We start from the raw sequence: 13,799 nt of genomic DNA, 5'->3' as shown, positions 1-13,799 counted from the left end.
AAAAAGCCGACATTATGTCGGCTTTTTAATAGGATTAGGGGTTATTATCGTTTGTTTGCAATAACAAGGTTTAGCGTGCAGCTTCAAAAGCAAGGGCCTTTTTCTCAAACACTCTAAACAATAGTGTCAGCAAGCCATTTACCGCAAGATAGAATGCTCCCGCCACAGCAAATACGGTCAAAGTATCATAAGTTTGTGCATTAATACGTTGTGCGTAACCCATAATATCCATAATTGTAATAGTGCTGGCAAGTGACGTGCCTTTAAATACTAAGATCACTTCGTTTGAATAAGCAGGCACCGCACGACGAATAGCAAAAGGCAGTAATACCCCCAATGTTGCTTTAGTATTCATACCAAGAGCGCGACAAGCATGCCATTGACCTTGAGGTATTGCATCAAAAGCGCCTTTAAATAGCTGGGTACTATAAGCTGCGGTATTTAATGCTAATGCTAACATGGCACAAAACCAAGGCTGACTTAACCAATCCCATACAAAGCTTTGACGTACAACTTCAAATTGCCCAGGGCCGTAATAGACTAAAAATATTTGTACTAATAATGGCGTTCCCGTAAAGAGCGTGATAATGCCGCGGCTGATCCAGTGAATAATCGGGGTTCGTAATATTAAACTTGCCGTCATTAATAACGCCAAACTACAACCCACTAATAAAGAAGCGGCGGTTAACTCAAGGCTGGTCATTAACCCTTGTACCATCAGCCAAAAATTTTGTTCATTCATGCGGTTGCTCCTTGGCTTTTATGTTTTTGAGTACTAGAGCCATCTTGCTCGCTGAATTTCTTTTCTATTATTTTGATAATACGTTGCGTGATTAAGGTAATAATTAAATACACTGCAGCAGCGGTAGCATACCAAGTAAAGCTTTCATGTGTTGCTGCTGATGCTAATTGGGCTTGCTTTAATAAATCAGTCACGCCAATTAATGAAACAAGAGCAGTGTCTTTTAATAATACTAACCATTGGTTTGTTAAACCGGGTAAGGCGTGACGCACGGCTTGCGGTAAAATAATGCTGAAAAAAGTGCGTTGTTTACTTATGCCTAGTGCCGTTGCAGCTTCGAGTTGACCTTTAGGTACAGCTTTTAGTGCTCCCCGTATTGTTTGGGCGGCATAAGAAGCAAAAATAAGAGATAACGCAATAACACCAGATAAAAACGGGCTGATCTCAATAAATTCGCCAGTGATATAAAAAATAATTTGGCCTGAACCGAAAAAGATAAAAAGTACGACTAATAGTTCAGGCAGACCACGGAGGATAGTCACGATCAATGTTGTTGGCCACGCGATAGCACGATAACGTGACATTTCGCCGCCTGCAAATAACATCGCTAAAACTAACCCTACCGCTAAACTGACAAAAGCAAGCTGGATTGTCATCCAGCTAGCCTCTAGCAGGGATTGTGAATATCCCGTTAATATCATAACTTACTTACCAAAATACTGTTCAAAGATTGCTTGGTACTGACCATTTACTTTAATGGCTGCCAGCGCTTTATTTAATTGTTCGACTAATGCTTGGTTGTTTTTATTGACTGCAATGCCAAAACCATTACCGAAATATTTTGCATTGGTAACCGGCTTACCGACATAAGACAGTTTGTCGCCGTTGTCTTTCTTAAACCATTCAGCTACAACAGCAGTATCACCAAATACAGAATCAATACGGCCATTTTGCATATCAATAAATGCATCTTGGTAACTGGTATAAGGTACCGCTGTTACGTCAGGCATTTGATCGGTGATATAGCTCTGGTGTGTTGAACCATTTTGTACACCGACACGCTTACCTGTTAGGGCTGCTTGATCGGTGACATGATCTTTTAATGATACAAACGCTGCGGCATTGTCATAATAGGTATTACTAAAACTGACTTGTTGTTGACGTGCCTCTGTGATGTCCATTGCTGAAATTGCAGCATCATAACGTTTGAATTTTAGCGCTGGAATTAGACTATCAAACGCTTGGTTGTGGAACGTACAGGTTGCTTTCATTTCTGAACATAAGGCTTTGGCAATATCAATATCAAAACCTTGAATTTGATTGTTTGCATCCATGTATTCAAATGGCGCATAAGTCGCTTCTGTTGCAAATTTAAGATCTTGTGCCATGACATGACCAGATGCTAAGCCAATTATTGCCGCTAATAACATTTTTTTCATCGCTAAACTCCATGCGGATTGATTACGTAGTTTTTTATCTACGCAGTTTTAAAAAGAGACCTATTAATGGTTAAGGTATTCTGCAAATTGGGTGGTTTTTGGGGTTATAAAAGAATCATGGCTGCCATGTTCAATTACACGTCCGTCTTCCATATATAAAATGTGACTTGCAATTTTTTTTGCAAAATCAACTTCATGAGTAACGACAACTTGGGTTATCCCTGTGCCACTGAGATCTTTTATGATCTTAACGATTTGACTGGTGATCTCTGGATCCAAAGCCGCAGTTGGTTCATCAAACAGCAATACATCGGGTTTCATCATCAATGCACGAGCAATCGCTACCCGTTGTTGTTGACCACCTGAAAGTTGTAATGGCCATGCATTTGCTTTATCTGCAAGGTGTAATTGCGTCAAAATATTCAATGCTTGTTGCTTAGCAATAGCTTTATCAAGGCCTAATACTTTGGTTGGTGCTTCGATTAAATTTTCAATCACTGTTTTGTGGGGCCAAAGGTTATATTGCTGAAATACCATCCCCACTTTTTTTCTTAACGCTAAGCCTTTTTGTTCTGAAATAGGCTTTGAAAAATCAAATATATTATTGGCAATTGTTAAGTTGCCATCAGTTGCGATTTCTAACAGATTTAATACGCGTAATAACGAACTTTTTCCTGCGCCACTTGGGCCTAATAAAACGAGGGTTTCGCCAGTGTTACAAGTAAAGCTGACATCATGCAGTACCTGGTTTTGGCCGTAAAATTTATTGATATTACTTACTTGAATACTCATGCTCTAATACTGCATTAATCATCACTTAATTTATATACTACTCATCACGATATCTTATGCAAGTAAAATGTATAAAAAAATAATATGTTGCGTAGTTGTTTAATTTTTAATGATTTAACAGGTTAAATTACTTGGTTTCAATGTGTGCTTTTAACAATTAAGACACTTTATATCAATGTTAGAGACTGAGTGCATAATAGTGACTAGAAATAGTGAATATGCCATTTTGATAAAATGATTAATTAGTCATTGCGATGTAAGGTTTTATGTAAGCGGATTTATTGTTGGATGCGGTGATACCTTGTTCTTATTTATGCTTAAATAGCACATATTGATAGGAAGATAGGAAGATAGGAAGATAGGAAGATAGGAAGATAGGAAGATAGGAGGAGCCAATGAAAGGCATTTACAAAGAAAGTTGTCGTGGATAATAGGCAAAAAAAAGCAGCCAAAGAAGGCTGCTTTTAATAATGAAGCGGTATCTATTACGCCGTTGTTATTGCTGATTGATGCTGGCGTGCTTGCGTTACCAAAATGAAACCGATAATCGCGATAAAGCCTGTGATAAACATAGCAATAGTAACGGTTATTAGTCCGTATCCAGCAAAGGCTGATACGAAACCACTTGCTGCAAAGCAGACCATTGTTTGCATAAAGTTCAGTAAACCAGCTGCTGTTGCACTGCAATTTCTGAAATCAGATAAAGCTGCACTGATCACTAATGGGTAGATTGCACCATTTGCAACAGCAAGGAAGCAGAAAGGAATAAGAATTGGCCAGATAGTCGTAACATTGGTTGCGATTGAAATAACAAACATAATCAAAACGCTGCTAAAGAACAGTGCCAAAATCCATGGTAGAAGCTTCTTACTCTCAAAATGATTCAGCAAAGTACGACAGCCGTAACCACCAACAATAAAGGCAACTGTTTGTGGTGCGTAGCTTAAGCCAATATCAGTGCCTGAATAGCCCATTGCTGACATAACAAAAGGTGAGCCAGTTAAATAAGCAAAGAAAGCGGCTGAACATGCTGCAAAAATTAACATGTTACCCCAAAATTTCTTAGAACTTAGAATTTGGCTATAGTCACTACGCAGTTTAACCGTTAGCTTTTCTTGCTGTTGGCTAAGGTTAGCGCTCTCAGGCTCTTTTAGTGTCATGATAGCTAGCACAGCACCAAAACCAACTAACGCAATGAAAATACTACGCCAGCCTAATTGATGTTCAAGCATCGCACCTAATAATGGCGCTAAAGCAGGAGACAGTGCCACTAATGGCATGATTGTCGCAAATACACGCTCAGATACTTTACCGTCATAACGGTCAACCACAACTGCCTGCCAGATAACTGTTGCACTACATGCGCCTAGCGCTTGTACAAAACGAGCAGCGAGGAAGACTTCAATGTTAGGCGCAAATGAACATGCGATAGAAGCAAGGCTAAACAACACCATACCACCAACAAGTACTTTAATACGCCCTACGCGGTCTGATAATGGCCCATAAATAACTTGTCCTAATGCCATACCAAGTAAAAATACACTGAGCGAAAGGCCGATAAGAGATTGGGTTGTTGCAAAGTCGGCACGGATCGTTTCAAACGAAGGTAAATACATGTCAGTTGCAAGGAAGCCAAGCATACTTAAACATGCAAACCAGAAGAGGGTAATTTTAGAAGGTTGATTTTTCATTTTATACTTTTCGTCAATATTACAATTACTATTAGTGTAATACTGGTTTTAATGGCTGTGAAACGCTAAAATTTAAACCATGCTTTCAAAAAATTTGATGTGATATGTTTTCTTATAATGATCTCCAAGTTATAGACGTAGTCGCCCGCCGTGGCAGCTTTTCAGGTGCAGCGGAAGAATTGCACAAAGTGCCTAGCGCCATCAGTTATACCGTTAGATTGATAGAAGAGCGTTTAGCTGTCGAATTATTTGTTCGATTGCATCGGCAGGTTAAACTAACGCCAGCAGGGGAGTATTTCGTTGAAGAATCACGCAAAATAATAAAACAAATGCAATTAATGAAATATCAAACGCAGCGAGTTGCTAATGGTTGGTCTCAAAATGTGTCTGTCGCTTTAGACACAGTTGTACGTCAAAGTCGGGTTAATATGTTAGTTAAAGACTTTTATGAACATTTTCCTGATGTCGAATTACATCTCACTATGGAAGTATTTAATGGTGTATGGGATGCCTTAGCTGACGGACGTGCAGATATTGCAATTGGTGCAACAGCTGCGGTGCCTGTTGGTGGCAGCTTTGATTATCGAGATATGGGCACCCTGACATGGAAATTTGTGATTGATCCTCAGCATCCGTTAGCAATGTGTGATCATCCATTAGAACCGCATGAGCTAGCACAATATCCGGCGGTTTGTTTAGAAGATACCTCGCGCACATTACCGAAACGGATCACGTGGTTAATGGATAACCAACGCCGAATACTGGTGCCTAATTGGTACAGTGCTATGCAGTGTTTAAAAGCGGGATTAGGCGTCAGTGTTGTCCCTAGCCATATGGCGATCCCATTAATTGAAACCGGTGAATTGATTGAAAAGGAGTTAGCGATTAAACCGTCAGTGAGCCCTTGTTGTTTAGCTTGGAATACTGAAACCATGAACCCAGCAGTAAGTTGGTTGTTAGATTATTTAGGTGATAGCGAACAACTCCATCGTCAATGGGTTCGTTGATTGAAGTACATTTTTGGGAGAAATATGGCTGGATGTCTGAGATTGACATCCAGCAGAGAGATATTAATTTTTTAGAGTGTGATAGCCGGCCCAAATGCGTGTTGTCGTGGTGATCCAACATAGTGAGCCAAAAATCCATGCAATAGTGGCAAACTGTTGTGGGAATAAGCAAAACAAAATAAAACAGGCAATAGTTTCAGTCCCTTCAGTCAAACCACCAATGTAATACAGAGACTTATGTTTATATACAGGGCTTTCTATATTGCGTTTCCCTGCCATAATTGCAAATGCAAGAAAGCTTGATCCTGTTCCTATAAATGAAAAAATCAGAAAAGCACCCGCAACGGCATTATGCTGTGGATCGGCTAACACAAAACCAAATGGAACCAGAGAATAAAAAAGAAAATCTAACGTAATATCAAGAAATCCACCACAATCGGTAATACCTTGACGACGAGCAACTGCGCCATCTAAACCATCAAATAATCGATTAATAACAATAAATAATAACGCTAACCCATAATGTTCAAAAGCGAGTGCTGGTAATGCGAACAAACCAATAATAAAGCCGATGAGGGTGATTTTATTGGCGCTAATACCATAACTATCAGGTAAAGCTGCTAGCCTCGTTAATGGTTGGCGTATAAGAGTAATACTGTAACGGTCGAGCATGTAGTGTCCTACTTGAATATGTTTATTGCCAAGGCCAATGTAAGACATCGCCATTTGCCGGAATATCATCATCGTCATGAGTGACCATCAATGCTGGAATATTGCGTTGTTGAATTTGGTCAAACACAAAATGACGAAATGTTGCGCGTAAGGTTTTATCTAATTTACTAAAAGGTTCATCAAGTAAAACCGCTTGAGGTTGCGATAATAGTAATCGCATCATACTGATCCTTGCGCGTTGCCCCCCTGAAATTTGATGGGTTTGTTGATGTTGTAAATGAAGTAAATCTAATTCTTCTAATGTGGTTAACGCTTGGTGCTTACGTTGATTGCCTTTAATTTCTGGTGGCAATCCAAACGCGAGATTTTGCCAAATATTCAGGTGAGGAAACAGTAAATCATCTTGAAAAACAATACCTATATGTCGCATGTTAGGTGCTAACGAGGTTATTGGTTGTTTATTAAGCTGTATTTCACCTGTGACTGTGAAGTCTGAGGTTAGATGACCTGCAATCGCACTAAGAATGGTGGACTTACCACTGCCGCTTGGTCCCATAAGTGTCATTATTTTTCCCGCTTCAACGGTAAAAGTTAACGGACCGATTACGATATTATTATTGCGGTGACGTAAAGTTAATTGTGAAACAGAAAGGGTCATACGATTACCTTTTTATTCGTGTTTGAGCGGGTGATATTTTGCGTTTTGCCAACATCATCGCGATAGTAAAAAAGACTAAAGGTAATAATCCTTGTAATAATCCATAAATCGCACTGATACGTCTATCTTGACCACTGGCAAGTGTTACCGCCTCGGTGGTTAGGGTTGATACACGGCCAGCTCCCAATATTTGCGTTGGTAGATATTGTGCAAGGCTAACACTACAGCCAACAGCAAATGCTAACCATAATGCAGGTTTTAGCTGTGGAAATTTAACTCGCCACCATGTCTGCCAACCATTTAAGCCTAAACTTCTTGCTGTTTGATCTAAGCGCTGGTCGTAACTGCGCCATGGCCCATCTAAGGTCAGGTAAATATAAGGGAAAACATAAAGCCAGTGGCTCCACATTACCCATTGCCAAAAATAGTGACCAGAGACAAAAGAGATAGCTGTTTGCATTCCAAATAATAACGACAATTGTGGCGCAACCATTGGAATAGCAATCAATACTGTCGGGATTCCACGTTGGTATTTTTGGCGATATTCAAGGCACATAATGACCATGATTAAGGCACAACAGCTGCTGAACAGTGCTAGGAAAATACTATTACTAATTAACTGTTGTAGAGGCTCAAATTGTTGTAACCAAAAACGATCACTATAACGGCTAGGAAGTAAATCAGGAAAGCGCCACCGTAAAGCAAAGGACCACACCGCTAAAATAGGCAGCATCATTAATGGCAGTAATAATAAACCATAACTAAAAAAAGCGGCAATAGATGAAGGAATACGACGGAGTGGCTGTTTATTTGCACCCTGGTATTGCCATGATGTTGCGTAGGATAATCGCCACCACTCTGCTAAACGCAAGAATCCAAAAGTAATGATGACAATACCAAATAATAATAATGCGCCAGCAGCTGCACGTGGAAGTTGGGTCAAGTCGCCATCAGTGAACCATTGCCAAATTAGCATTGAAAAAGTGCTTGGATGGGTTGGACCAATAATTAACGCCACATCAACCACGGCAAGTCCGTAACCTGCGACCGCAAAAATAGCCAAGCGTAATTTAGGCAGCCACAATGGCAGAATAACGCGATGCCATGTTTGTTGATGATTGTAGCCTAGACTTATTGATGCTTCATAAAGACGTTTTATATCGAGCTGCTTTAAAATATTGATGCTCATTAATAGTAAGAACGGTGTTTCTTTAATAGCTAACGCAAACAGTAACCCTAAACCAAAGCGATCATGAATAAGTACAGGATAAAACGTATCTGCTAGGCCTGTATGGTGCCAAACACGTGCTATCCAACCGGTTGACGAAAACATCAATCCAAAACCCAGCACAAAAGCAATATGAGGAAAAGCAAGTAATGGTGCTAATAAGCGTTCAATTTTGTGCCACTTTGGGCTAAGCCAATAGCGACGTAGTAGCAAATAAGTCCACCATAGCGCCAGTAACGTGCTACCTAGTCCTGATAATAAGGTTAAAGCAATTGAGTTACCTAGATCGGGCCAAGCAAAGAGTTGTTGCCAACCTAATAGTGATGGTCGATGCATGTTCAATGCTGGTAGCCATGCAAAAGCAGGTGCAAGCATACCAAGAAAGCCAATAATCAATGGACTTGCAAATAGCAATAATGTGACAACAAATATAATGGCTAACATAAGGCTCAAATAAACAGCAAATAAGGAAAGCTAACTTGCTATCATAATGCAAGTTAGCTTAATTTATAATAAATATAACAGTGAGTTAGTTACTGTATATGGGATATTATGTTAATTGCCATACCTTTGTTGCCATTGGTGTTCAATTGCCGCTAGCCATGTTGGGTTTGGTTCTGCAATAGAAGGGTAGGGAGTAAAGCTTGGTTTATTATATGATGACGGCAGTTGTTTAAATGCCTGTGCGTTTAAAATCGTCGGATCGCCCCAGACTTCAGTGTCAGCTTTGTGTGCTTGTGCTTCTGGGCTTAATAAAAAATTGATGGCTACTAATGCACCAGCTTTAGCACTCGCATTCCATGGAATCGCCAGAAAGTGAATATTAGTTAATGCGCCCGCATTGAAAGCATATGTTTTTGCTTTGTCAGTTAGATTGCCATTAGCAATAGCGGTAGCTGCTGCATTTGGGTTAAAGGTGATCGCTAATAATAATTGCTGATCATCTAATAACTGAATTGTTTCCGCTGTGCCTGCGGGAAATTGCTTTCCTTGATGCCATGCTACTTTGTGGAGCTGATCAAGATAATGCCATAGTGGCGCTGTAACTCGATCAAATAACGCCTGATCTTGAGGTAGCTGTAATGGTTGATATAAGGCTTTTTTGTCGGTAGTCAGTTCAAGTAGTGCTGCTTTTAAAAAGCTTGTTCCATGAAACTCCGGCGGCTTAGGGTAGCTAATTTTCCCTGGGTGTTGTTGCGCTAAAGCCAATAATGCCTTAAAGCTTTTTGGTGGGTTGGTTAGCGTTTCAGGATCATAAATAAACACCAGCTGACCAACACCCCAAGGGGCTTCTAGTCCTTGAGTCGGCTCTGAAAAGTCTTTGTCAATTGGCAATGACTTATCAACATATTTCCAGTTTGGAAGTTGGTGAGTGAAAGGACCATATAGTAAGCCATTTTGCTTCATTGAACGAAAGTTCTCACCATTGATCCATACCATATCAACACTACCACCATTATTTTTATTTGCGGTTTTCTCTGCCAATAAACGTTGTGTGGTTTCAGCAATATCCGTCACCTTAACTTGCTTTAAAGTGACACCGTAACGCTGCTGCAGCTGTGTGTTAGCCCATAACAGATAATCATTAATCTCTTGGCTACCACCCCAAGCATTAAAATAGACAGTTTCACCCTTAGCTTGAGCAAGGGTTTGTTGCCATGTTGGCATAATATTGACGTTTTTATGCTGTTCACTGGCGTGTGCCGTTACACTACTGATAACTAATGCTGCGGTTAACGTTAGCTTTTTGAAAGTAGAAAATGCTGTCATCACAGTCGATATCCTTATTGGCGTAATGATTAATTACGCATCCAGTGGTGATATTTTTTAACCCAAGCAAGCAGTTTTTGAGGAGCATGAGCTTGTTTCCATACGCCAGCGGTGTATTTTGCGCCTTCACTCATGGTTGGGTAAGGATGAATTGTGCCTAAGATCTTATTTAGCCCTAAGTTATGACGCATTGCGAGCGTAAATTCAGCTAACAAATCACCGCCATGGTGACCAACAATGGTGGCACCAAGAATCTTATCGCTACCTTTTGGCGTTAAGATTTTAATAAAACCTTCATCATAACCATCAGCAATAGCACGATCTAAATCATCCAATCCATAGTGTGTGACTTCATAATCAATCCCTTGTGCTTGCGCTTCTTTTTCATTAATACCCACTCTGGCTAATTCAGGCGCAGTGTAAGTTACAGCAGGAATAACTGAATAATCGACTTTAAATTTTTTAACCGCACCAAATAAGCTATTAACCGCGGCATACCATGCTTGATGCGCTGCTACGTGTGTTAATTGATAAGGACCTGCCACATCACCCACAGCATAAATATTAGGGTAGTGGGTTTGTAGGTATTGATTTACAGCCACAGTACCGCGCTCTGTTGTGGTAATGCCTAGTTGTTCTAAACCAAATCCTTGTACATTTGCAACACGGCCTAAAGCGACCATTACTGCATCAAACTCGATGCTAACTTGTTGGTTATTTTGTTCAACGATGGCACGTTGAATTCGTTGACCATTATCATCAAGTATTGATTCAAACTGGATAGCATTATGTTTCAATAAAATCTTTACGCCATCATGTGTGAGTGCTTGTTCAACTAACTGTGCTGCATCGCTATCTTCACGATTTAATAGTTGAGGTGATCTTTCAACAATCGTGACTTCTGCTCCTAAGCGACAAAAACTTTGTGCTAATTCACAGCCGATAGGGCCACCACCAAGGATCAGTAATCGTTTTGGAAGCGCTTTTAATTGCCATACAGTATCAGACGTTAAGTAATTGACCGTTTCTAAACCCGGAATAGCGGGCACTAATGGGCGTGCACCTGTGGCAATAACAATATTACGCGTTGTTATTTGAGTGCCATTAACTTCAACTTTCCATGGTGACAAGATGGTTGCATCTCCCGTCACGCAGTTTACGCCAAGTTTACTGTAACGTTCGATAGAGTCATGAGGCTCAACTTTACTTATTACATTTTGAATACGTGCCATCACTTGGGAAAAATCAATATTATTAATTTGAGCGTCAATACCAAGTTGTGAAGCTTTATTTATATCAGCTGCGGTATGCGCTGCACGAATCAGTGCTTTTGAGGGGACACAGCCAGTATTTAAACAGTCTCCACCCATTTTGTGGCGTTCAATAAGCGTAACTTCAGCTTTTACGGCTGCCGCAATATAAGCACTGACTAAACCACCAGCACCAGCACCAATAACCACGAGATTTTGATCAAAGTGAGTTGGCTTTTGCCATTGTTTATATTGTTTTTTAACTGCCATGGTTTTCATTATCCATTTTGCTAGTAATGGGAAAATACCGAGTAGGACTAACGATAATAAGACTGGGGCTGAAATAATGCCGCTAAGTGATTCTATTTTTCCAAGTTGAGTACCAGCATTAATATAGACAGCGGTACCCGCTAACATACCTAATTGGCTTACCCAGAAAAAAGTACGGGTTTTAATTATAGTTAATCCCATTAACAGATTAATAAGGAAAAAAGGAAATACTGGAATTAAACGTAAACTCAGTAGGTAAAATCCACCTTCTTTTTCTATACCATTATTTAATGTCGCTAAGCGATTACCAAATTTTGCTTGTACCCAATCACGTAATATAAAGCGACTTGATAGAAATGCTAAGGTTGCACCTATTGTGCTGGCAAAAGATACCATAATTAGGCTAACCCAGAAGCCAAACAATGCGGCACCTAATAACGTTAATATGGACGCACCGGGAATAGAAAGGGCAGTAACTAATACGTACAAACTAAAGAAGCCAATATACGCCGAAATTGGGTTTTCAATAATATAGTTTTGCAGGGTTAACTGTTCACGTTTAGCAGCTTCAAGGGTTAGGTATTGGCCAAGATCAAAATAAAACCAAGTCCCAATAATTGCTAATATAACGGTAACTAATAACAGTTTATTATTTTTCATCGTGGCTCCTTTGTTGAGGCTGAGGTTGAATAGGTAATGAACAAAAACCTTGTGCAGGAACATCAAGCGCAGTATTAAATTTAGCTGATAAATTTTGAAAGCTTACTAGTGCCGTTAATTCAATGATGTCATCGCTGCTATACCAAGTTGCAAGAGCAGCTAACATATCGTCACTGACATGTTGATCACTTAGCGTCATCGCTTCGGTATAAGTTAATACTGCTTGTTCTTGTTCTGAAAAATGCTCAGAAGACTGCCAGTTTGCAAGGGCTTTAATTTTTTCTAATGAATGGCAACGTTCCGCCAATTTCATACCATTAGCATCGACACAAAAAGCACAGTTATTGAGTTGAGATACGCGTACACAAACCAATGAGCGTATCACTGCATCAATGGGGGATTTTTTGCGATCAAGATAACCAAAGAATAAAGCCACTAACCAAAAAAGCATAGGTTTGCGTCCCCATAACTTAGCAGGGTTAAGTACTTTGCCAAAATGGCGCTGTTGTAACCATAGTAAAGGTTTTACCCATAATGAGAATGTTTCTTTGGTTAATATACGCAAGATATGTCCTTATCAAATGAAAATCACATTGACTCTAAGTAGCAAGACCGAGAGAACTAACATTGTATTTCATTTAATGGAAAAAAATGTGTTTATTAGAGAAATTGCTTGAAATAACAACAATCAACAGCTAATAGATGGTGAGTAATGAGGGCGAGTACGAAGTAATGATATTGAAGCGTTGACGAATGATAAATAATCGTTGTCAGACGTTAAATATACGTTTTAAGTAAGTAATGCAGAATTGACATTTAAATAAATAAAAAATCATGTTTTATTTGTTTAATGTTGACTTCGTACATGCCTTATAGAGAAATATCATTGGGTATTGATAAATAGGGGGCAGAAATAAATAAAAGAGGCACTGAGCCTCTTTATTCTTAAGCGTCACTTAGCCAGTTGACGAATATATTTATTATAGTTTTGCGAGTAGTTCGTTACGTCTACTTTCTGGTATTACAGACCAATGTTGGCCATGTATTGCACCTTCTAGTGCCCATAATAATTCTAAACTTAAAGATGCCTCTTGTGTTTTTTGTAATGCCTTGTAGGCGTTGAGTGCACCAATATCGTAAAGTTGATCAATAGTTTGAATACCTGCTTTTTTGAGCATTCTTTCATTTGAGAGGCGTAAGTTAGGTAAATCTTTTATCCTAGCTGGCGCGCAACATTCTTTTGCTTTTTTATCGGCAAGTGCTGCTTCAAGAGAATATTTAGCTTGCTCTATTATTTTTTCAGGTTGTTCCCACCACTCATCAAGAATAGCGTAATGTTTAGTTATTACAGGAAACCCACGTTTCTTATAAATGTACGGTTCTAATCCTGCTTGTTTAAATTCCTCTTCTGTTTGAGCGTTTGCTCTAAGGTGAAGTTTATTATTAACCACAAGTGCGAACATTGCTTCGCCTGCGAAAATACCAAAGCCACCAAACATAGAACGCGATTTAACATTACCTAAATGGTCTAATAATTTTAATGAATCTTTTAATATTGGTTTGTCCATACTTCTACTCGGTGAATAAATGAGTGTCACCTAACATTAAAGTAGCCGTAAA

At 39.5% G+C, this 13,799-nt stretch carries 13 protein-coding genes; 1 reads left to right on the top strand and 12 read right to left on the bottom strand.

Annotated features, from left to right (window positions below; all coding sequences use genetic code 11):
• Window positions 1-70 precede the first annotated feature (70 nt).
• The 5 genes from artM to punC all read right to left on the bottom strand — a co-directional run bounded on the left by artM (window position 71) and on the right by punC (window position 4,664).
• Complete coding sequence (gene artM / locus VXS03_RS07850) at window positions 71-742, bottom strand: arginine ABC transporter permease ArtM (RefSeq protein WP_327763046.1); 672 nt, start codon at window positions 740-742, stop codon at window positions 71-73.
• A complete protein-coding gene (artQ, locus tag VXS03_RS07845) occupies window positions 739-1,443 on the bottom strand; it encodes an arginine ABC transporter permease ArtQ (protein WP_327763045.1) in 705 nt (234 codons plus the stop codon). The genes artM and artQ overlap by 4 nt, the downstream gene beginning before the upstream one ends.
• Before the next feature lie 3 nt (window positions 1,444-1,446).
• Window positions 1,447-2,181 carry a lysine/arginine/ornithine ABC transporter substrate-binding protein gene (locus tag VXS03_RS07840; RefSeq protein ID WP_327763044.1) on the bottom strand — a complete coding sequence of 245 codons (735 nt, stop codon included), beginning with the start codon at window positions 2,179-2,181 and terminating at the stop codon, window positions 1,447-1,449.
• Between the two features lie 63 nt (window positions 2,182-2,244).
• Window positions 2,245-2,973, bottom strand: coding sequence for an arginine ABC transporter ATP-binding protein ArtP (gene artP, locus VXS03_RS07835; RefSeq protein ID WP_327763043.1), 729 nt, complete (start codon window positions 2,971-2,973; stop codon window positions 2,245-2,247).
• A 485-nt stretch (window positions 2,974-3,458) separates the two neighbouring features.
• Window positions 3,459-4,664 (bottom strand): purine nucleoside transporter PunC, encoded by a 1,206-nt coding sequence (punC, locus tag VXS03_RS07830; protein ID WP_327763042.1) that lies wholly within the window; start codon window positions 4,662-4,664, stop codon window positions 3,459-3,461.
• A gap of 104 nt (window positions 4,665-4,768) precedes the next feature.
• On the opposite strand from punC, the gene punR reads away from it, so the two are divergent.
• A complete protein-coding gene (gene punR / locus VXS03_RS07825) occupies window positions 4,769-5,671 on the top strand; it encodes a DNA-binding transcriptional activator PunR (RefSeq protein WP_327763041.1) in 903 nt (300 codons plus the stop codon).
• A 63-nt stretch (window positions 5,672-5,734) separates the two neighbouring features.
• On the opposite strand, the gene VXS03_RS07820 is transcribed toward punR, so the two are convergent.
• The 7 genes from VXS03_RS07820 to VXS03_RS07790 all read right to left on the bottom strand — a co-directional run bounded on the left by VXS03_RS07820 (window position 5,735) and on the right by VXS03_RS07790 (window position 13,747).
• A complete protein-coding gene (locus VXS03_RS07820; RefSeq protein ID WP_327763138.1) occupies window positions 5,735-6,343 on the bottom strand; it encodes a CDP-alcohol phosphatidyltransferase family protein in 609 nt (202 codons plus the stop codon).
• Window positions 6,344-6,365: 22 nt separating this feature from the next.
• Window positions 6,366-7,001, bottom strand: a complete 636-nt coding sequence (locus VXS03_RS07815) for an ATP-binding cassette domain-containing protein (protein ID WP_327763040.1) — start codon at window positions 6,999-7,001, stop codon at window positions 6,366-6,368.
• A 4-nt stretch (window positions 7,002-7,005) separates the two neighbouring features.
• The gene (locus VXS03_RS07810; RefSeq protein WP_327763039.1) at window positions 7,006-8,673 is read right to left on the bottom strand and encodes an ABC transporter permease; all 1,668 of its coding nucleotides are present in this window, start codon (window positions 8,671-8,673) and stop codon (window positions 7,006-7,008) included.
• 111 nt (window positions 8,674-8,784) lie between these two features.
• Complete coding sequence (locus tag VXS03_RS07805) at window positions 8,785-9,999, bottom strand: ABC transporter substrate-binding protein (protein WP_327763137.1); 1,215 nt, start codon at window positions 9,997-9,999, stop codon at window positions 8,785-8,787.
• Window positions 10,000-10,028: 29 nt separating this feature from the next.
• On the bottom strand, window positions 10,029-12,179 hold the full coding sequence (locus tag VXS03_RS07800) for an FAD-dependent oxidoreductase (protein WP_327763038.1): 2,151 nt from the start codon (window positions 12,177-12,179) through the stop codon (window positions 10,029-10,031).
• Entirely contained in the window at window positions 12,169-12,744 is a 576-nt protein-coding gene (locus VXS03_RS07795) for a carboxymuconolactone decarboxylase family protein (protein ID WP_327763037.1), read from the bottom strand. The genes VXS03_RS07800 and VXS03_RS07795 overlap by 11 nt, the downstream gene beginning before the upstream one ends.
• 415 nt (window positions 12,745-13,159) lie before the next feature.
• Entirely contained in the window at window positions 13,160-13,747 is a 588-nt protein-coding gene (locus VXS03_RS07790) for a TfoX/Sxy family DNA transformation protein (RefSeq protein ID WP_327763036.1), read from the bottom strand.
• Between the last annotated feature and the right edge of the window lie 52 nt (window positions 13,748-13,799).

It is taken from the genome of Photobacterium sp. S4TG1 (assembly GCF_036040035.1).
Classification (GTDB): Bacteria; Pseudomonadota; Gammaproteobacteria; order Enterobacterales; family Vibrionaceae; genus Photobacterium.
The sequence above is the reverse complement of the archived record's forward strand: the minus strand, read 5'-3'. Positions and strand labels throughout refer to the sequence as shown.

Excerpts from the sequence above, each read along its gene's own strand:
- artP (WP_327763043.1), bottom strand. The coding sequence starts at position 2,973 with ATGAGTATTCAAGTAAGTAATATCAATAAATTTTACGGCCAAAACCAG.
- VXS03_RS07820 (WP_327763138.1), bottom strand. The coding sequence starts at position 6,343 with ATGCTCGACCGTTACAGTATTACTCTTATACGCCAACCATTAACGAGG.
- artQ (WP_327763045.1), bottom strand. The coding sequence starts at position 1,443 with ATGATATTAACGGGATATTCACAATCCCTGCTAGAGGCTAGCTGGATG.
- VXS03_RS07810 (WP_327763039.1), bottom strand. The coding sequence starts at position 8,673 with ATGTTAGCCATTATATTTGTTGTCACATTATTGCTATTTGCAAGTCCA.
- VXS03_RS07815 (WP_327763040.1), bottom strand. The coding sequence starts at position 7,001 with ATGACCCTTTCTGTTTCACAATTAACTTTACGTCACCGCAATAATAAT.
- VXS03_RS07800 (WP_327763038.1), bottom strand. The coding sequence starts at position 12,179 with ATGAAAAATAATAAACTGTTATTAGTTACCGTTATATTAGCAATTATT.
- VXS03_RS07790 (WP_327763036.1), bottom strand. The coding sequence starts at position 13,747 with ATGGACAAACCAATATTAAAAGATTCATTAAAATTATTAGACCATTTA.
- VXS03_RS07805 (WP_327763137.1), bottom strand. The coding sequence starts at position 9,999 with ATGACAGCATTTTCTACTTTCAAAAAGCTAACGTTAACCGCAGCATTA.
- VXS03_RS07840 (WP_327763044.1), bottom strand. The coding sequence starts at position 2,181 with ATGAAAAAAATGTTATTAGCGGCAATAATTGGCTTAGCATCTGGTCAT.
- punR (WP_327763041.1), top strand. The coding sequence starts at position 4,769 with ATGTTTTCTTATAATGATCTCCAAGTTATAGACGTAGTCGCCCGCCGT.
- punC (WP_327763042.1), bottom strand. The coding sequence starts at position 4,664 with ATGAAAAATCAACCTTCTAAAATTACCCTCTTCTGGTTTGCATGTTTA.
- artM (WP_327763046.1), bottom strand. The coding sequence starts at position 742 with ATGAATGAACAAAATTTTTGGCTGATGGTACAAGGGTTAATGACCAGC.